The following is a 20,688-nucleotide window of genomic DNA, read 5'->3' as shown; positions in this document are numbered from 1 at the left end:
CAGGTGTAAACTCTGCATCTAAGATACGAAAACTAAATTGCTCCTGAAACCAGGAATGGGTTTATGATGAATGCAAATTCTCATGCAAACTCTCATATTTGGACGCTGACACCTACAGATGTCTACAAAACTCTCACCACAACTCCCCAAGGTATCAGCGAGGCAGAAGCTAATTTAAGATTAAAACAATCTGGTTATAACGAACTTCCCGAACCGCAAACCCGACCATTAATTCTGCGTTTTATTGACCAATTAACGCATTTTATGGCGTTGCTGTTGTGGGTGGCGGGAATTTTAGCGTTTATTTCCCAAACACCGGAATTAGGCTGGGCAATTTGGGCAGTTATTTGGATTAATGCTATTTTCAGTTTTTGGCAGGAATTTCAAGCGGAAAAAGCTTTATCAGCCCTGAAAAAAATCTTACCTTCTCAAGCCAAAGTTTATCGGGATGGCAAATTAACTGTGATTCCTACCCGTGAATTAGTTAGCGGCGATGTGATGCAGTTAGAAGAAGGTGATAAAATCTCCGCCGATGCCAGACTTGTGGAAAGTCAGTCTTTATATGTCGATGTCTCCATCCTTACCGGAGAATCTTTGCCAGTTCCCCGCATTAGCGAACCTGTCACCGTACTCAATATTCATGCTTCCGAAGCCAGTAACTTAGTATTTGCAGGTTCTACCGTCGCCGCCGGTCGCGGACTGGCGGTGGTATATGCAACGGGTACACATACAGAATTTGGTCAAGTCGCCCGTCTCACCGCCAATGTGCAGCGAGAAGCCAGTACTTTAGAAGTGCAGATTTCCAGAGTTGTTCACATCATTACTATCATTGCGTTGAGTATGGGGGTGGTGATATTTCTCCTGACTAAGTTGCTGGTGGGAATGCAACTACGCGAAAGTTTTATTTTTGCCATTGGGATTATTGTGGCATTTGTTCCTGAAGGCTTATTACCTACTGTGAGTTTAGCTTTAGCCATTGGTGTCAAGCGTATGGCTGCCAAAAATGCCTTAGTGCGGCGTTTATCTGCGGTGGAAACTCTTAGTGCAACAACGGTAATTTGCACCGACAAAACCGGGACTTTGACGAAAAACGAAATGACAGTCCGCCAATTGTGGATACCTAATACGCAAATTAACGTGACTGGGGTAGGTTATGAACCCAAGGGAGAAGTAGAAATTCCCTCTCCTGAGTATGAATCCCAAGTGCAATTAATGTTAGCTGGTGCGGCGCTTTGTTCTAATGCACGGTTAGATCATCCTCCCAATTCCCATCAATGGCAAGCATTGGGTGATCCCACAGAAGCCGCGTTATTAGTAGCCGCAATTAAAGCTGGTTTAAATTTGGAAGATTTGCAACACCAAGCACCCAGAAGGAGAGAAATCCCGTTTGATTCCCACCGCCGGATGATGACGGTTTTATTAGAAGGACATTTACCGTTAGACAATACAGAAAATTCTCAATATCTTATTTTTACCAAAGGCGCACCATTAGATGTATTGCAACATTCACGCTATTTATGGCACACAGGTGAAAAGCCGGAACTGACCCAAACCCAGCGCGAGGAAATTATCGCCGCAAATGATCAACTAGCAAGTCAAGGTTATCGTGTTCTGGGAGTAGCCACAAGTCAAGGTAGTGCAGAATTAAACCAGCCAGATGATCATTTATTGGAACAAGATTTGACTTTTTTAGGATTAGTGGCGATGATTGACCCACCGCGCCCAGAAGTTGCGGATGCGATCGCTCTTTGTCATCGTGCCGGAATTCAGGTGACAATGATTACAGGTGATTATGGGTTAACAGCAGCTGCGATCGCTCAACGCATTAATTTAGTCAACGGCAAAGCTAAAATCATTACAGGCGAACAATTAGGACATCTTTCAGATACACAATTACGGCAAATCCTCCACAAGCACAAAACTGGCTTGGTATTTGCCAGAGTCATGCCAGAACAGAAACTCAGATTAGTAGAAGCATACAAAACCCTTGGTCATATCGTCGCTGTAACTGGTGATGGTGTCAACGATGCCCCTGCTTTACGTGCTGCAAATATCGGCATCGCAATGGGAATCAGTGGTACAGATGTTGCCCGTGAAGCTGCGGATATTGTTCTCATCGATGATAATTTTGCCACTATTGTCTCCGCCATTGAACAAGGTAGGGCAGTATATCAAAATATCCGCAAATTCATGACTTATATTCTCGCCTCCAACATGGCAGAGTTTCTCCCTTTCCTGGCAATGGTGTTTCTGAAAATACCACCAGCTTTGTTAATTTTGCAAATCTTAGCCATTGACTTAGGTACAGATATGATTCCTGCACTAGCTTTAGGTGCAGAAAAACCCGAAGCCGGTTCAATGGAATTACCACCGCGCAAAAAATCCCAGCCACTCTTAGATTTACCCTTACTCCTGCGTGCTTACTGCTTTTTAGGACTCCTGGAAGGTTTAGCAGGTATGGCAGGATTTTTCTTTGTCTGGTGGACGAATGGCTATAATATTCCCCAACTACAAGCCCTCAGCCCCAGTATTCTCTCACACTCAGCCAGTGCAGCCACAATGGCGATTTATCATCAAGCCACAACCATGACCTTAGCTGTAATTGTCGCTTGCCAAGATGGTAACGTTTTTGCCTGTCGTTCCGAACGCTTTTCAATTTTGCGCTTAGGCTTTTTTAGCAACCGCTTAATTTGGGCGGGAATTGTAGTTGAATGGTGCTTAATTCTCTCAATTATTTATTCTCCTACCTTACAAACAATCTTCTCCACTGCACCTTTACAACCCTCTTACTGGCTAATCTTACTGTTATGTCCACCGTTCATCTTAATAGCCGACGAACTACGAAAGCGAATGATTGCTAAAGTCAACCATAAAAGCGATCCTGATATCTTGCACCATACTCAACACCTGTAGGATGGGCAATTCAAAAAAAAATCACAATTGTGCAATAACCAATAACAAAAATTTTCTAGCTGGAGATCACCAACGAGGTGAATCGGAATTACATCAGGACTTACGCACAAAAATTTTCTGCGGAGACTGGGTGTAAGGGTTAAAGGGTGTGGGGTGTAAGAGTTTTGGACACATACACCCCTATACCCTTCCCAAAACCCTTGGTTTTTCGTCTCACTGCGTAAGTCCTATTACATTAATAAAATAGCCAAAATTATTTTGTTTAATTCCCACATTTTTGTAGGGTTTATTTTCGGCAATAAAATTAATTTATAGTAATGCCAGCATATTGTTTAAAGCATACACTACACTATCTTTATTATTTTTTATATATTCACAACAAAGTTTATACCATACACTATTTTTTTTAGCAAGTACAAATTTTCTCAGTGTACTGACATCCCTAATGTATGTTGTTTTGATTAAAAAAATATTTAAAGTTAAAAAATTGCGTAGATTACTGAGATGATATTTTAGAGACTATTGTTCCCTACATTTATTTATACTTTCTTGACTCGCTTAGATTCGCTGAATCTAATTTTGCGGAGCCTTTCAATGTCTTTCACTAATGACCTATTGCAAGCTTTCAAGTCAACATTACCAGACAACAATGTAAATGTCGTAGTCGCTTTTCCAGGTTCTGGTGGTGATGGGCCAAGCTACGTGGATCTCACAATCAGCAACGGTAATTTTCTCAATGGACTATATGACACCTATTGCATTGATGCCAATCAAACTATAGTTCCGGGGCAAACCTACCAAGCGCAAGTTTATTCTAGTTATGATGACCCGTTACCCACAGGGATCATTGATAAACCCGAAAACCTAGATGAGATCAACTGGCTAATCAATCAAAAATTTGTCGGACAAATATCTTCTGGAGGTTTCGGTGCCTATACTTCCGGCGATTTACAGGTAGCTATCTGGACTCTACTGGAGAACAGCTTTTCTTCCGGGATATTAAGTACAGTAGGGGCATACAATCAAAATCGAGTCACTCAGCTGGTTAATGCAGCCCTTCAAAATGGCGCAGGCTTTGTACCGGGCATTAGCCAAAATGGCACACCTCAAGATATTGCAATTATTGTTGTTCCTGTTAACCAAGCTGGAACTAATATTGCACAAACTACGATTAATATCCTCAAGACGGCAGCTTTAGGTGATTTTGTCTGGGAAGACCTCAATGCCAATGGCGTTCAGGATGCCAATGAAGCGGGTGTGGCAGGTGTTACTGTTACCCTCACTGGTGGCGGCAAAGATGGTGTAATTGGTACAGCAGATGACACTACTGTCGCTACAACCACCGATGCCAATGGTTCTTATCTATTTCCACTTCTTGTGCCTGGTGTAGAGTACAAAGTTACCTTTAGCAACCTACCAACAGGTTTTGTCTTTACACAGTCCAATCAAGGTAATGATACAACCGATTCTGATGCTGACCCACTCACAGGTCAGACACAAATCATCAAGCTAAATCCAAATGAGTTCAATCGCACTATTGATGCAGGTATCTATAGAAAAGCCAGTTTAGGAGACTTCGTATTTAACGATGCCAACAACAACGGCATTCAAGATACAGGCGAAGTTGGAGTTGGTGGAGTCACAGTTCAACTCATCAACCCAACAAACGGTAGTGTCATCGCCACAACCACAACAGATAGTAGTGGTGGCTATCAATTTAGTGGCTTAACCCCAGGAGACTACCAAGTTAGATTTACAGCCCCCACAGGTTATAGTTTCTCCCCAGCCAACCAAGGCAGTAATGACGCATTAGACAGCGATGCCAACACCAGCACAGGTTTAACCCAAACAGTCACCCTAACATCAGGAGAATTCAACGGCACATTAGATGCAGGCTTAGTCGCCCTAGCCAGTTTGGGGAATTTCGTCTTTGAAGACAGCAATGCCAACGGCATTCAAGATGCCGGGGAAGCAGGAATTGGCAATGCCACAGTCAACCTGTTGAATGCCGCCGGGAATATCATCGCCACAACCACAACCGATGGTAATGGACTGTACTCATTCACCAACCTGCAACCAGGAGATTACAAAGTCCAATTTGTACAACCCACAGGCTTCAACGGTATTAGTCCGCAGAATGTAGGTGGAAATGATGCCATTGATAGTGATGGGTTAGTCTCGGATACAGTCAACCTGTCACCAGGAGAAAATGACACCACAGTTGATGCTGGGTTCTACAAAACGGCAGCATTAGGAGACTTCGTATTTAACGATGCCAACAACAACGGCATTCAAGATACAGGCGAAGTCGGAGTTGGTGGAGTCACAGTTCAACTCATCAACCCAACAAACGGCAGTGTCATCGCCACAACCACAACAGATAGTAGTGGTGGCTATCAATTTAGTGGCTTAACCCCAGGAGACTACCAAGTTAGATTTACAGCCCCCACAGGTTATAGTTTCTCCCCAGCCAACCAAGGCAATGATGACGCATTAGACAGTGATGCCAACACCAGCACAGGTTTAACCCAAACAGTCACCCTGACATCAGGAGAATTCAACGGCACATTAGATGCAGGCTTAGTCGCCCTAGCCAGTTTGGGGAACTTTGTCTTTGAAGACAGCAATGCCAACGGCATTCAAGATGCCGGAGAAGCAGGAATTGGCAATGCCACAGTCAACCTGTTGAATGCCGCCGGGAATATCATCGCCACAACCACAACCGATGGTAATGGACTGTACTCATTCACCAACCTGCAACCAGGAGATTACAAAGTCCAATTTGTACAACCCACAGGCTTCAACGGTATTAGTCCGCAGAATGTAGGTGGAAATGATGCCATTGATAGTGATGGGTTAGTCTCGGATACAGTCAACCTGTCACCAGGAGAAAATGACACCACAGTTGATGCTGGGTTCTACAAAACGGCAGCATTAGGAGACTTCGTATTTAACGATGCCAACAACAACGGCATTCAAGATACAGGCGAAGTTGGAGTTGGTGGGGTAACTGTTACCCTGACTGGTGGAGGTGCAGATGGCATTATCAATGGTATTGGCGATACGACTGTTACCACAACTACTAATGCCAGTGGCAATTACAATTTTGCCGGATTGACACCTGGTCAACAATATCGAGTGGGATTCTCTGGTCTACCCGCAGGATTTCAGTTTACTCAAGCTAATGTGGGTGCTAATGATGCTGTAGATTCTGATGCTAATCCCAGCACTGGCCAAACTCAGATTGTCACCCTTGTTTCTGGTGAAAATAATCTGACTTTGGATGCAGGTATTTATCAAAATATCGGTGATTTGTCAATAACCAAAACAGATGGTTTAACAACTGTAATTCCAGGACAGCAGATAACCTATACCATCGTGGCGCGAAACAATGGTCTGATTACTGCTACCAATGCGCTGGTGAGTGATATCATCCCCAGCAACTTAACCAACGTCACTTGGACAAGTGTGGCCAGTGGCGGTGCAACAGATAACCAAACCAGTGGTACAGGCAACATCAATGATTACGTCACCTTGACAGCAGGTAGTAGCATTACCTACACAGTCACAGGGACTGTCGCGCCTAGCCCAGTATCCACAGGTAGTCGAACCACATTTGACTTCGATGGTAATAGTGCCTTGGATGGGACAGATGGCAATACGCGGACATTCACCAAAGATGGAATTACCGTCACAGCCAGGGCATTTAGCCGTGTGGATGGGACAAATGGTGCTTGGAGTGCGGCTTATCTGGGTAGCTATGGTGGTGGATTGGGTGTCACCGACAGTAGTGAAGGAAATGGCGGTAACAACACTCACGTCGTTGATAACGTTGGCGGAAGGGATAACTACGTCCTATTCCAGTTCTCAGAAGCAGTGGTGTTGGATCGTGCTTATCTGCAATATGTCATTCAGGACAGTGATATCTCTGTCTGGATTGGCAATTTTAGCAGTCCTCCCACGACTTTAAGCGACTCAATTCTCAGCAGTTTTGGGTTCACCGAAGTTAATGAAACTACTAGTACTAGCGATCGCTGGGCTGATGTAAACGCAGGCAACTATGTGGGTAACACCATTGTGATTGCAGCTTCGGACAAAGAGACTAGCCCAGAGGATCAGTTTAAGATTCGCCATCTTGATGTTCTCAAAGTCACGCCCGCGTCTCTGGTTAATACTGCCACGATTACTGCTCCCACTGGGTTCACTGATACTAATTCCAACAATAACAGTGCTACTGATACCAACACTATCGTTACTCCATCTACTGTCAAAGTAGGCGATCGCGTTTGGTATGATACCAATGGTAATGGAGTGCAAGATACTGGTGAGTCTGGTGTTTCTGGTGTAACTGTCAAACTCTTTAACCAAGCTGGCGCTCAAATCGGAACAACCACCACTGATGCCAACGGTCTCTACCAATTCAACGTTAACGCCAATAGCACCTATAGTGTTCAATTTGTTGAACCCACTGGTTTCAACGGATTCACCACCGCTAATGTAGGTAACGATGCAGCTGATAGTGATGTTGTTAATACCAACGGCACAACGGCTCAATTCTCTGTCGGTACAACTGATAACCTCACCATTGATGCAGGACTGATCAAAAATATTGGTGATTTGTCAATAACCAAAACAGATGGTTTAACAACTGTAATTCCAGGACAGCAGATAACCTATACCATCGTGGCGCGAAACAATGGTCTGATTACTGCTACCAATGCGCTGGTGAGTGATATCATCCCCAGCAACTTAACCAACGTCACTTGGACAAGTGTGGCCAGTGGCGGTGCAACAGATAACCAAACCAGTGGTACAGGCAACATCAATGATTACGTCACCTTGACAGCAGGTAGCAGCATTACCTACACAGTCACAGGGACTGTCGCGCCTAGCCCAGTATCCACAGGTAGTCGAACCACATTTGACTTCGATGGTAATAGTGCCTTGGATGGGACAGATGGCAATACGCGGACATTCACCAAAGATGGAATTACTGTCACAGCCAGGGCATTTAGCCGTGTGGATGGGACAAATGGTGCTTGGAGTGCGGCTTATCTGGGTAGCTATGGTGGTGGATTGGGTGTCACCGACAGTAGTGAAGGAAATGGCGGTAACAACACTCACGTCGTTGATAACGTTGGCGGAAGGGATAACTACGTCCTATTCCAATTCTCGGAAGCAGTGGTGTTGGATCAGGCTTATCTGCAATATGTCATCAAGGACAGTGATATTTCTGTCTGGATTGGGAATTTTAGCAGTCCTCCCACGACTTTAAGCGACTCAATTCTCAACAGTTTTGGGTTCTACGAAGCTAACGTTACTACTAGCACGAGCGATCGCTGGGCTGATGTGAATGCAGGCAAGTATGTTGGTAACACCATTGTGATTGCGGCTTTAGACACAGATACCAGCCCAGAGGATCAGTTCAAGATTCGCCATCTTGATGTTCTCAAAGTCACGCCCGCGTCTCTGGTTAATACTGCCACGATTACTGCTCCTACTGGGTTCACTGATACTAATTCCAACAATAACAGTGCTACTGATACTGACACAGTAATTGCTGCACCTGGTGTGCGTACCCCAGGTTTCTGGGCAAATACCGAGTGGCAGAAGTTCTGGGATGGTGTCCAAGGTAACGAGCCAACACAAAAAACACTGGCTAATTTTGCAGACAGTGACCTTCTGTTCCCTTCTTATACCAACTCCGCCCAATCTGGAAAAGTGCTTGATCCTGTGACTGGACAGTATAGTGCAGGGTTACTTATCGGTGACTACAACCGCAACGGTACAACTGATACAGGTGAGAATACCATTTTCTATACTCTCAACCAAGCACGCCAGATTGTTGATGCCTCAGCACATCCTAATGGAGATGTACGTTACGATCTTGGTCGCTCTTTAGTGGCTAGTTGGTTGAATTATCTTGCTGGCAACCCCATTGACACAGCAGCTAGTACAACCGATCAAGATGCTCGATACTATATCAACGAAGGCATCAATTGGTTGCAAGCTGTAACTCCAGACGAAAATGCTGATAAGAAGGGTGATGGCGCGTTAAATCAACTTACTGGGAGCAGTGTCAATAGCCCACGCATAGATAATTACTGGAGTCAAGGTATTTCCAGTGCATCCAATTTGCCAAGTCCCTACAACTCCAATACCAAAGTTACCTATGGTTTAGATGCTGGTAGTTTCATTACTAGCAAACTGGATGAATACAACAACGGTTTGGGGCTGGCAGATCATGTTTTCTACGGAGGAAACGCATAACTGACTAGGAGAAAAAGCATTTTGATTGGATTATTTCAATCAAAATGCTCTTGTCTCGTTGAGTCTGTAAAAGAACTTGGTACTCATTTAGAGAATTGATCTGAGCGCATTGAGCAAATGTAGCTTAGATCAATCCCTAAGCATTTTTGGAAAATGATAAGAGTTGCGAGATGTTCAACTAAGATATCTCCGCAAATACACTCCGTAATGATTTTGGAATAACCATAAATTTATAATTTGAATTTTGTTAAAAATATGAATATTGCCGACTCATTAACTCAATTTGCAGGCTCTTTGTTAGAAGAATGGACAAATACAGAAACAGATTATCCCAGAAATGCGACAATTCACGAATTATTTAGAATTCAAGTATTAAAAACACCTAACTCTGTGGCGGTTGAGTATGAACGTCAGCAAATAACTTATCAGGAACTTGAAAACAAATCAAATCAACTGGCTGATTACTTACGACAAATTGGGGTCACAACAGAAACGTTAGTGGCTTTATATTTAGACCGTTCTCCTGATGTAATTATCACTATTTTAGCTATATTAAAAGCAGGTGGAGCCTATTTACCGTTAGATACATCTGCTCCTTTAGAAAGATTAGAAATTATTCTCAAAGATGCAAATTTATCTATTCTAATCACTCAAAAAAATAAATTAAATCATCTATCTTTAATTGCAAATCATCTTCAAACTATCTGTGTTGATGAGCAAAGTAATTTAACCACCATTTCTGATGGTACTTCTTTTGATAGTGAAGTCACTGCCCAAAATTTAGCTTATGTAATGTACACATCCGGTTCAACAGGCAAACCCAAAGGCGTTTGTGTAACACATCGTGGTGTTGTGCGACTAGTTGAAAATACAAATTATGCTAATTTTAGTGCTGATGAAGTTATTTTACAGCTTGCGTCGATTGCCTTTGATGCAGCAACATTTGAGATTTGGGCTGCTTTATTAAATGGCGGTAAATTGGTGTTGATGCCAGTTAAAACACCATCCTTACAAGAAATTGGCACAGCAATCAAGCAATATAATGTTACTACATTATGGTTAACAGCAGGATTATTTAATTTAATAGTGGAAGAACAGATAGAAAATCTAAAATCCCTACGCCAACTTTTAGCAGGAGGAGATGTTTTATCAAGATATCATGTCGAGAAAGTTTTAGAAGAATTACCAGAATGTCAATTAATCAATGGCTATGGCCCTACAGAAAATACAACCTTTACCTGTTGCCATAAAATTACTGTTAATGATTTGCAAAAAGACTCAATTCCTATTGGTCGTCCCATTGCTAATACCCAAGTTTATATACTTGATGATGGTTTACAAGTAGTTCCCATTGGTATTCCAGGAGAACTTTATATTGGGGGTGATGGGTTAGCGAGGGGTTATTTGAATAGACCAGATTTAACCGCAGAAAAATTTATTCAAAATCCTGTTAGTGATGACCCAGACAGTCGTCTTTATAAAACAGGCGATCGCGCTCGCTGGCTACCTGATGGCACAATAGAGTTTTTGGGTAGAATTGATTTTCAAGTCAAAATTCGAGGCTTCCGGGTGGAACTGGGTGAAATTGAGGCAGTTATGGCACAACACCCATCTGTGCGATCGGTTGTTGTACTCGCCCAGGAAGACCGTCCAGGAGACAAGCGATTAGTAGCATATTTTACTCAAGAAGCAAACATTGGTGCAGTAAATTCTAGTGAATTACGCCATTTTCTCCAACAGAAATTGCCAAATTATATGATTCCATCGGCTTTTATTTTGTTGGATCAGTTACCTCTGAATGCTAATGGTAAGGTGGATCGAAACGCCCTACCTAGTATGGAGAATCTCTGCATAGATATAGATAGCAATGTTGTGTTACCTCGAACTCAAACAGAGAAAACACTAGCGAAAATTTGGTCAGAGGTTTTAGGGTTTCCAGTTGGAATCTATCAACCATTCTTAGAAGTAGGTGGACACTCTCTTCATGCTACTCAGATTGTTTCTCGCGTGCGGGACTGTTTTAGAGTAGATTTACCTGTTTCCGCAGTCCTAGAAGCATCTACAATTTTTGAGTTGAGTCAACAGATTGAATCAGCACATCAGCAAACAGACTCTCTAGAGAGTGTTCCTGAATGGCCAGTAATTTCAGATAAAAATAACCTACCTTTGTCGTTATATCAAGAACGATTATGGTTGTTAGAGCAAAAATCTGGTCTTAGACCGATTTATAACCTACCAATAATGTTGCGGCTGACAGGAACTTTGGATATTGCGAGTTTGGAACAGGCAATTAACACAATTATTCAAAGACATGAATCGTTGCGAACTACCTTTCCCATTGTGGAAGGGCTACCTGTTCAACACATTGCTGCTGAATTGAAGATTTCCATTCTCGTCCAACAAATTGAAAACTACGAAGAAAGGGAAATTCAAAGTTTAGTCGATGCAGAAGCCAGACAGACATTTGACCTTACACAAGAGCCACCCATCCGGGCGCGATTACTGCAATTGACCGAGAAAGATTATATATTGATGATCACGATACATCATATTGCTGCCGATGGCTGGTCATTGGGAATTTTTAACCAGGAATTATCAGTTCTCTATAAAGCTTATACACAAAAATCTCCGTCTCCTCTGGCTCCACCGTTATGGCAATACAGTGATTTTAGCCTTTGGCATCGGCGATGGTTTCAGCAGCCAGAGGTATATACACCTTTAGTAGAGTACTGGAGTCGTAAACTAGCGGCTGCGCCTCCCTTGCTGCAATTACCAAGCGATCGCCCTCGTCCTCAATTACAATCTTTTTCAGGGCATATCCAATCATTTCACCTTGACTCAGAGCTAACGCAGCAACTAACACACCTCAGTCAAAAATCTGGATCTACCCTCTTCATGACACTGTTAACTGGTTTTGCAATTTTACTGCATTCCTACAGTGGTCAAAAAGATATAGTGATTGGTTCAGCAACAGCCAACCGCAACCATACTAAAATTGAATCTATCATCGGCTGCTTCTCCAATATTATGCCGCTTTGCATCAGTATAGTTGGGAACCCCTCTTTCCTGAACTTGATCAAGCAGGTACGGCAAATCACTTTAGAAGCCTATCCATATCAAGATTTTCCCGTTGAGCAGTTGTTATCTAATCTACAATCCAGCAGAGATTTAAGTTACTCACCTTGGTATCAGGTGATATTCAATCTGCTGAATGTACCTATGAACAATCTAGAGTTGACTGGATTGGATATAGAGTCAATACCAGTTGAAAAAGGTACGGCTATATGTGATTTGTCGGTGTTGATGTGGGAAACACCTCTAGGATTGGAAGGCATATTTGAATATAATACTGAACTGTTTGATGCTGCCACAATTGAACAGTTAATCCAGAATTTTCAGATTTTGCTACAAGAACTAGTAGCCAATCCAGACCAGAATATTTTGTCATTGCCAATATTGACTCAAGATCAAAAATATTGGCAACAACAGAAAGATAAACTCCATGCTTTCAAAATCCAACCAAGCCAACAACTTTCCCAAGTTACTCAGTCTGCGCCTCAAGATGAGTTAGAACAGCAATTAATTAAAATCTGGAAAAAAGTTTTAGGTGTTTCATCTATCGGTATTGATGATAACTTCTTTCATTTAGGAGGACATTCTTTATTAGCATTGCGTTTATTTGCCGAAATTGAAAAGACTTTGGACAAAAAACTACCCCTAGCCACACTGTTTCAAGTACCAACAATTAGAGAATTGGCTGAGGTGATGCGTCAGACACAAACTGTAGAATCATCTTTCTCTTTCAGTTCTCCTATGTTGAACCAAGAGGATTATCGCAAACTTATAGCAATCACTGCTGGCCGTCAGGGAGAAAAACCTAGACCTGAGTCCTTAATTACCAGTCTCAATCATCAAGGTAATAAACAACCATTTTTCTTCTGTGCTAGCAGTTTAAATGAAGTGTTACCACTTTCTCAACACCTAGGGAAAGAACAACCAATTCATTTTATAGAATCAGGATTATCTGCATTTGGATATCAAAATAAACAAGAAAATATCAAAGCAATTGCATCACATCATATTCATGATATTCTCGCCTTACAACCAAATGATGACTATATTATAGGTGGTTATTCTTATGGTTGTTTAGTAGCTTATGAAATTGCTAAACAACTAGAAATTCTTGGGAAAAAAGTATCTATTTTAATAATCATAGACTTTCCTGCTTATAATCATAGATTGTATTACTATGCTAACCAAGTTTTTCCAGCTATTCGGCAGATAAGAAAGTTCTTTCAAAAGAATTATCAATATTTAGGGAAAAATTCAACAAAGAATTTAGTTTCACCTATGAATATTTACCAACAGCTTTATATTAGCCAACAAGACTACTCTGGTAAGATTCACCTTTTTCTATCTAGTGAATTTGTATATTTATCTCATAAAATGTTACGCTTTCTTTTCCCTCGATTTGGGTGGAAGAAGCAAAAAATAGCACAAATTTATCACCTACCAGGAAATCACTTCAGTTTGCTCCAAGAACCTCATGTGCAGGTTTTAGCAGATAGATTAAATTTGTTGTTTGACAAGAAAAACTCCTAATTTTAGGAGTCAGAAAAGAGAAAATTTGCTTACTCTTTGCGCCTTTGGGGGAGAATTAAATAATATTCCGCAAACCATTAACTAATCTTTCTATCCCTGCTTTGGCTGTATTTTCTTGTAACGCCCCATAAGCAACTCGCAAATAGCAGCCATTTTCCATCCCAAAGGTTGTCCCAGGAATTACCGCAACTTTGTGTTCTTGAATTAATCTTTTTACCAACTCAAACGCATTGATATGAGTATGCACTTTCAGGAAGAAATAAAACGCACCATCGGCTTGAGCAATAGTACATAAACCTTGGAGATGATTGAGCGAGTCTATTACTAACTGACGTACTTGAGCGATCGCACCAATATTTTCCTTCAAATACTCATCTTTTGCCTGCAATGCGCCTAATGCGGCATACTGCGACACCACAGGCGGACAAATCAAAATTGTATCTTGAACTTTTTTGACAGCCACAAGTAAATGCTGGGGAATTACCATATAGCCAATGCGCCAACTGGCAAAACCATAGGCTTTAGAAAGGCTGTAGAGAGAAATTGTATAATCACTACTGCCAGCAAATGCCCCTGGTGAAATATGTTTGACACCGTTGTAGGTAAAATATTCGTAAGCTTCATCGCTGATGTGGTAGATATGGCGATCGCTACAAATTTGATTGACTTGGCGTAAAGCAGCTTCAGAATAGACAACCCCTGTGGGATTATTGGGGGAAATTGTGACAATAGCCTTGGTTTTTGGTGTAATTGCTGCGGCTAAGGCTTCTGGACGCAATTGGTAATTTTCATCTGTCTCTACCAACACCACACGACAACCCGCCATTGTAATAGCCATTTCATGATTGAAATAATATGGCGTATTCAGAATAATTTCATCCCCAGGCGAAGTAATTGCCAAAATCGCGTTCATAAACGCCATATTACTGCCGGCTGTCACCACAACACAGTTTTCATCAGTAATTTCAATACCGTTAAAAGCTGACAATTTTGCTGTCAATGCAGTTAATAAAGGCGGAATTCCTTCCACTGCTTGATAGAGATTATTTCTCGCTTCCCCTAAAAACTTCGGTAAAAGTTCAATTGCTTCTGGTGGTGGACTGTAGGAGACTACACCCTGTCCGAGAGAAATGGTTCCCGGAGAATTTTTAATCAGTTCCCCAACCACAGGAATTATTGGCGACTGAACCGCCTGCATCCGAGAAATCAATTTGTCATCAGTCATGTATGAGTTCCCATCACCCCATCTCTCTCATCTTGACAGGTGTAGGTTATTAAAGTTAATAGGTTTTGGAAAAACCAGGATAATGAACAAAGCGTTTGTGGAAAATCAGCGCCGCAAAATTAACTACCAAACAAGTAATTGCTAGAGATAACAATATATAAGTAGGAGCCATCACAACACCAACCACAAACCAGCTATATACATGAAGTACCATGACTAGAGCAAAAATAATGGCAATTCCTACAACTGGCTGCAATTGAGATGTTGGTCTACGTAAAACCGTCAAGATAATGGTTAATAATGTAGCAATTAAGTTAGCTGGTACAAGAAAGGCACAAATACCAATACAATTGGTACGAGAAAATTCGGCTAAGGTATGAAAATCAAGCATGTATAGTTATGCACTTTAGTATTAACATTTTAAATAAACAAACTAAACATATTTTTATCTATATTCAACTAAACACTAGCATCAACATAAAGTAAATACTCCGCAAATGTAACATAAATTAAACTATAGAAAATCTAATTAATTCTTAAGAAGTTTCTCGTGCTTAGATCCCCGACTTCTCAAAGAAGTCGGGGATCTGTTAAGCTACTAGTAAAATGAGTTTATTAATATTAAAAAATCGCAATAATTGAGGTGGGGATAACCCACCTAAAGTTTATTAACCAGGCAAAATTACTGTATCAATGACATGAATTATGCCATTGTCAGCATCGATATCTGCCGCTAAGACAGTAGCGTTTTTGATTTCAAATCCCTCAGAACAATCTATTTTAATGATTGAGCCTTCTACAGAAGTAACTGTACCTAGTTTTGCTAACTCAGCCTGAGACAACTTACCAGCCACAACGTGATATTTTAGAATTCTGGTCAACTGGGGAATATTCTGCACCAGAGTTTGGATTGTTCCTGGTGGTAACTTGGCAAAAGCATCATCTGTAGGTGCAAAGACTGTAAATGGCCCTGGACTTTTTAATGTTTCGACTAAACCAGCCGCTTGTACAGCAGTTACCAAGGTTTTAAAAGCGTCATTACTAACCGCAATATCAACAATATCAGCCATATTTTTTACCTATTCACTGATAAAAATTTTAAATTATATTAAAGCGATTTAATTTTTTTGACGAAAGTTACAGTTATAAAATTACAATATCATAGGCAAAAGTCTATCTAATTAATAGTTATTAATTATCTTGGGAGCAGCAATGGGCGATCGCAAGTATGCCATCATCGGAACAGGTGCATTAGGCGGGTTTTACGGTGCAAAACTACAAAAAGCGGGTTTAGATGTTCATTTTTTACTCAAAAGTGACTACGAACACGTCAATCAACATGGTTTAATCATCGAATCGAAAGATGGCGACTTTACCTTACCCCAAGTTAACGCCTATAACGATGCGGACAAGATGCCACCATGTGATGTAGTGATAGTTGCCCTCAAAACAACCCAAAATTATTTATTACCAAAATTATTACCACCTGTAATTAAAAATAATGGTGTGGTATTAGTATTACAAAATGGATTAGACATAGAACTAGAAATTTCTCAGATTGTGAGTAATGTCAACATTATTGGTGGCTTATGTTTTTTATGTTCCAATAAGGTCGGACAAGGACATATTCGGCATGTAGATTATGGACAAATAGTTTTGGGTGAATACAGCCATAACTATGAATCTGCGGGAATTACTAATATAATGCAGCAAATTGCCAACGACTTTCAAAATGCTGGTATAGCAATAGAATTAACAAAAGATTTACTCTTAGCGCGTTGGCAAAAATTAGTCTGGAATATTCCCTACAATGGTTTATCTGTGGTTTTGAATGCCAGAACTGATGAATTAATGGCAGATCCCTACACTCGTCAATTAGTTGAGCAATTAATGTATGAAGTAGCCGCAGGTGCAAAAAGTACCGGACGGATAATTGCTGATAGCTTCATTCAAAAAATGCTAGATTACACAGTCAAGATGAAGCCTTACCGCACCAGCATGAAAATTGACTATGATGAACAACGTCCTTTAGAAGTAGAAGCAATTATTGGAAATTCCCTACGTAAAGCCCAAGCCGCAGGTGTGTTTTTACCACAAATTAACTGCTTGTACAATCAGTTAAAATTTTTAGATAACAGGAATAAACGCTAATTTTAGAGCAACGTATCTGTAGAGTGGGCATTTACTACTATGTTCTTGCTGAATTGCAAGTTTTACAGAAAATGCCCGCCTATAGCAATCCTATCTGAGTTGTGAAAAAGTATTCTTTTTAACGAACCGCAAAGGGCGCAAAGGACACAAAGAAAGAGAAAGAGGAAAAGAAAGAGAATTTCACGAACGATTTAGGATTGCTATATGTATAGTTCAGAAATAAAATCCGATCACCTGTATTCAACTAGCTCTTAAAATCTCAAACCCACCCCACCTTGCACAGCCAACGCCGTACCACCGCCATCACGATAAGCATCAAAGGCAATAATCGCATTGCCAAAAATTACCGTATTGCTATTGGGAACAACGTAATCAATTCCTGGCTGTAAAGCAAAACTAATTTTATTTCCTACCGGAGAAGGACTATCACCACCAGTTAACACTAAGCCTGCGCCTAAATAAGCATCTGTTTGCCAGTTGAGAGGCAAGTCATAAGATACAGTAGGGACAACAGCCGTGTTCTGACCAATTAATGCTTGAGCGCGAAAAGAAACTGGCGCTTCTAAAAGTTTGTAACGAAAAGCCACAACTCCGCCGATTTGAATACCATCAGTTAACCCAACAGTGGGGCCGACACCCACATAGCTACCATAAGCAACTTGAGCCTGGGCTGGTTGATAATCAATCAGCAAGCTGAAAACTGCACTAGCCGCTATCAATGAACTTAAATTAGGTAGATACTTCATCACCCGACTCCTCACACCATAATTTGAATGTTTTCATGTATCATTTGTGATTTAGTGAGGAGGTAGGATTAAGTATTTTCCTGACTCCCCATTTAAATTTTACGGGCAACGGGGATGAATGCCACCTTGGGTACAAATGTAAGCTAATTGCTTGGCATCTAGGTTTTTCGCTTGAGAAAAATCAACACCTTTAACTACAGCCGATACTGTACCAGTATCAGGTGTTTCCACAAATTGATCTGCGGGGTCTTGTTTGCTTGGTGCAATAATTGTGTCTTTAAAATCTGCGCCTGCGACATTTGCACCGCGTAAATCGACAAAACTCAAATCAGCGTTGCGTAAGTTAGCATTTTCTAATTGGGCGGAACGTAAAACTGCGCCAGTCATCCGGCTAGTACTCAGGTTAGCATTGCTGAGATTGGCATGATCTAAATAAGCGCCAGATAAATCTGCACCTTGCCAATCAGTTTTGGTTAAGTTGGCAAATGATAATTGTGTCCCGATCGCAATTACTCTACCCAAGCGAGCCGCATAAAGATTAGCTTCGTTTAATTTAGCATCACCTAAATCTGCTCCAGTCAAGCTGGTATTTTCTAAAACTGCATTCCGCAAGTCAGCCCCCACCAGTTGGGCGCTGCTGAGATTTGCCCCAATTAAACGCGCACTTTCTAAATTAGCGCGGTTGAGAGTTGCCCGACTTAAATCACTACCAGTCAATAACACCCGGCTGAGGTTAGCATCGGTGAGATTGGCTTGTTTCATTTGGACTTGCGTTAAATCGGCGATCGCATCATCATAAGTATCCCAGCGACCATCTTCACCCATACTCCGAAAACGGCTACCTTTAAAACTCGCTTGGTTGAGATCAGCCGCTTTTAATTTCAGTCCTGACAAATCAATGTTTTCTAACACCAAATTAAACAAAGGACTGCCATTTGTACTGGTTTGGCTTAACGTAGTGCGAGTCAAGTCAAGACCATTGATTTTGCCACTATATACATTCAAAATCTTATTGATGGTTTGCTGGTTGATTTGTAGCCGCTTTTGCCATGATTCGCGTTCTTGGGGTGCAGCTGATTGCAGTTCGTTAGCCAGAAACTGGTTTTTATTTTTCAACTCTGGGATAGCGGGAATACCCACATTTGTTAAAGCTTGCTGAATGGAATTCAACAGCACTGGGTTAGTTTCATTCACCAACAAATCAGCCAAAAATTGAATCGACTGGGAATCATTTAGACCACCCATCGCCAGAATTGCACTTTGGCGTTCTTCTAAACTAGCGCCAGAGTTGGGACTTAATTGTTTAACAAATTCCAAAAACTTCTGACTGTTAATTTGTGAAGTTTCTCGCTGAGTTTGCTGTTTTTGAATATAAACTTGTGTCCCAATTAAAGCCGCGAGTACCGCACTCATACTTGCTAGGGTGACTGCAAACAAAGCGAGGTTGGAGTTTTGCTGCATCCGCCGCCACAATGTTGGCAATTTGGCATCTGTGGCTGACACGGGTGCGAGACTGACTTCCGTTGCATTTGGGGCTTCTGGTTCACCAGTTTTCACCAATGCACTCCGCCCATTTTGACGTTTAGCATCAATGGTTTCTGTACCTGCTAACCAATCATGTAAGGCGCGACGACCTTGGCGAGAGGATAAAGCTACACTTTCGCCTAACACCATCAATACTGCCAAAAAAGTAAACAGTCCCAAATTCGGAAAGGCAAAACTATAGCGCCAGAGGATGTAAGCAATCGAAACTGGTACAGACAAGCGACCAATACCTTCCCTAGCGATCGCTGCGCCTAAACCTGGGGCTTTACCTTGGTCATTCACCACCCGCACACCAAACCAGCGTTTTGGTAAAGTACTCCCAGTTTTTGCAAGTAAGTACAATTGCCACCAAGATAAAGTGACAGGTGCAATTAAAGCCAACATCCATAAATAATTAGTCGGCCAGGCGACATTGGGAATACCGTAACTAACAGGTAAAGCCAAAGGCCTGGCGATCGCTCTTTCTGTGACAACTAATACAGGGTTGAGTGGTACACGGTTGAGGTCACTCCTGGAATTGGCATAAGCTCCCAATCCAAACGGAATTAACCCACTCACAACCACTAGGCTAATTTCTGCTGTCCAAGCCGCCAAACGTCGAGTTACTAACGGTAATGAATTGGTTTGTGTTGGTGCATTTGAATGACTAGGTTGACTATCATTTCTCCTCACAATTGGTGTCGCCATTGAATAATTCCCTTTAAATTTAATAGTTGCGCCATAACTGGCGTGATTAATATAGAGTGCTATGGCTTATTGGAAAAGCTATCAGCGACAAAAAATTTGTATCCAAGATACACTAACCCTGCCAACACCGCCAGACTAATTGCAGAGGTCACAAGTTTTAGTACTGCTTGCAACACCGCTAAACCCATTAGCACCGTAACACCCATAACTACTAACTTTCCCGTCCCAGATAAACTTTGAAACCAAAGTTGCGAACGAGTAAAATACTGTTTAAAGTTGAGAAAATAAGACCGAGACTGCTGTCTGGCTGCTGTTTTTTTCGCTTCTACACTCTCAGCATTAATTTCTGCTTCTAGCTTTTGTAGGCGTTGTTGCCAATCTTCTTCCGGTTGAGGGTTCATAAATCTTGTCTACCTCTGCTAAAACACTTGTTCAACAGGTGAGCAATCATATCCGAAATTTTTCCGGTTGTGTTTGTGATTTTAACGAATGTTTGATTTTATCAAGGGTGATAATGCCTAAAAATAAGAATTTTTGACGCTATGAACG

Annotated in this window: 10 protein-coding genes; 4 read left to right on the top strand and 6 right to left on the bottom strand. The window is 41.5% G+C overall.

The window, feature by feature from the left end; genetic code table 11:
• Positions 1 to 63 precede the first annotated feature (63 nt).
• From H6G28_RS14990 to H6G28_RS14980, 3 genes are all read left to right on the top strand, one after another.
• A complete protein-coding gene (locus H6G28_RS14990; protein WP_242054584.1) occupies positions 64 to 2,913 on the top strand; it encodes a cation-translocating P-type ATPase in 2,850 nt (949 codons plus the stop codon).
• A 594-nt stretch (positions 2,914 to 3,507) separates the two neighbouring features.
• Positions 3,508 to 9,183 (top strand): SdrD B-like domain-containing protein, encoded by a 5,676-nt coding sequence (locus tag H6G28_RS14985; RefSeq protein WP_190671692.1) that lies wholly within the window; start codon positions 3,508 to 3,510, stop codon positions 9,181 to 9,183.
• Positions 9,184 to 9,438: 255 nt separating this feature from the next.
• Positions 9,439 to 13,785 (top strand): non-ribosomal peptide synthetase, encoded by a 4,347-nt coding sequence (locus tag H6G28_RS14980; protein ID WP_190671688.1) that lies wholly within the window; start codon positions 9,439 to 9,441, stop codon positions 13,783 to 13,785.
• A 55-nt stretch (positions 13,786 to 13,840) separates the two neighbouring features.
• Here the strand turns inward: H6G28_RS14980 and H6G28_RS14975 are convergent, their stop codons facing one another.
• The 3 genes from H6G28_RS14975 to cupS all read right to left on the bottom strand — a co-directional run bounded on the left by H6G28_RS14975 (position 13,841) and on the right by cupS (position 16,080).
• Positions 13,841 to 15,010 carry a pyridoxal phosphate-dependent aminotransferase gene (locus H6G28_RS14975; protein ID WP_190671676.1) on the bottom strand — a complete coding sequence of 390 codons (1,170 nt, stop codon included), beginning with the start codon at positions 15,008 to 15,010 and terminating at the stop codon, positions 13,841 to 13,843.
• Positions 15,011 to 15,065: 55 nt separating this feature from the next.
• A complete protein-coding gene (locus H6G28_RS14970) occupies positions 15,066 to 15,401 on the bottom strand; it encodes a hypothetical protein (RefSeq protein ID WP_190594587.1) in 336 nt (111 codons plus the stop codon).
• Between the two features lie 277 nt (positions 15,402 to 15,678).
• Positions 15,679 to 16,080, bottom strand: a complete 402-nt coding sequence (gene cupS / locus H6G28_RS14965; RefSeq protein ID WP_190594586.1) for a CO2 hydration-associated protein CupS — start codon at positions 16,078 to 16,080, stop codon at positions 15,679 to 15,681.
• Between the two features lie 142 nt (positions 16,081 to 16,222).
• On the opposite strand from cupS, the gene H6G28_RS14960 reads away from it, so the two are divergent.
• A complete protein-coding gene (locus tag H6G28_RS14960; RefSeq protein ID WP_190671752.1) occupies positions 16,223 to 17,161 on the top strand; it encodes a putative 2-dehydropantoate 2-reductase in 939 nt (312 codons plus the stop codon).
• Between the two features lie 251 nt (positions 17,162 to 17,412).
• Here the strand turns inward: H6G28_RS14960 and H6G28_RS14955 are convergent, their stop codons facing one another.
• The 3 genes from H6G28_RS14955 to H6G28_RS14945 form a co-directional block, all read right to left on the bottom strand.
• Positions 17,413 to 17,907 (bottom strand): hypothetical protein, encoded by a 495-nt coding sequence (locus tag H6G28_RS14955; RefSeq protein WP_190671674.1) that lies wholly within the window; start codon positions 17,905 to 17,907, stop codon positions 17,413 to 17,415.
• A gap of 99 nt (positions 17,908 to 18,006) precedes the next feature.
• Complete coding sequence (locus H6G28_RS14950; protein WP_190594582.1) at positions 18,007 to 20,139, bottom strand: pentapeptide repeat-containing protein; 2,133 nt, start codon at positions 20,137 to 20,139, stop codon at positions 18,007 to 18,009.
• Between the two features lie 59 nt (positions 20,140 to 20,198).
• The gene (locus H6G28_RS14945) at positions 20,199 to 20,540 is read right to left on the bottom strand and encodes a hypothetical protein (protein WP_190594581.1); all 342 of its coding nucleotides are present in this window, start codon (positions 20,538 to 20,540) and stop codon (positions 20,199 to 20,201) included.
• Between the last annotated feature and the right edge of the window lie 148 nt (positions 20,541 to 20,688).

The sequence above is a fragment of the Nostoc sp. FACHB-190 genome, from assembly GCF_014696905.1.
In the GTDB taxonomy this organism is placed as follows: Bacteria; Cyanobacteriota; Cyanobacteriia; order Cyanobacteriales; family Nostocaceae; genus Nostoc_B.
Note: the sequence above shows the minus strand (reverse complement) of the source record. Positions and strands in the feature narration are given on the sequence as shown.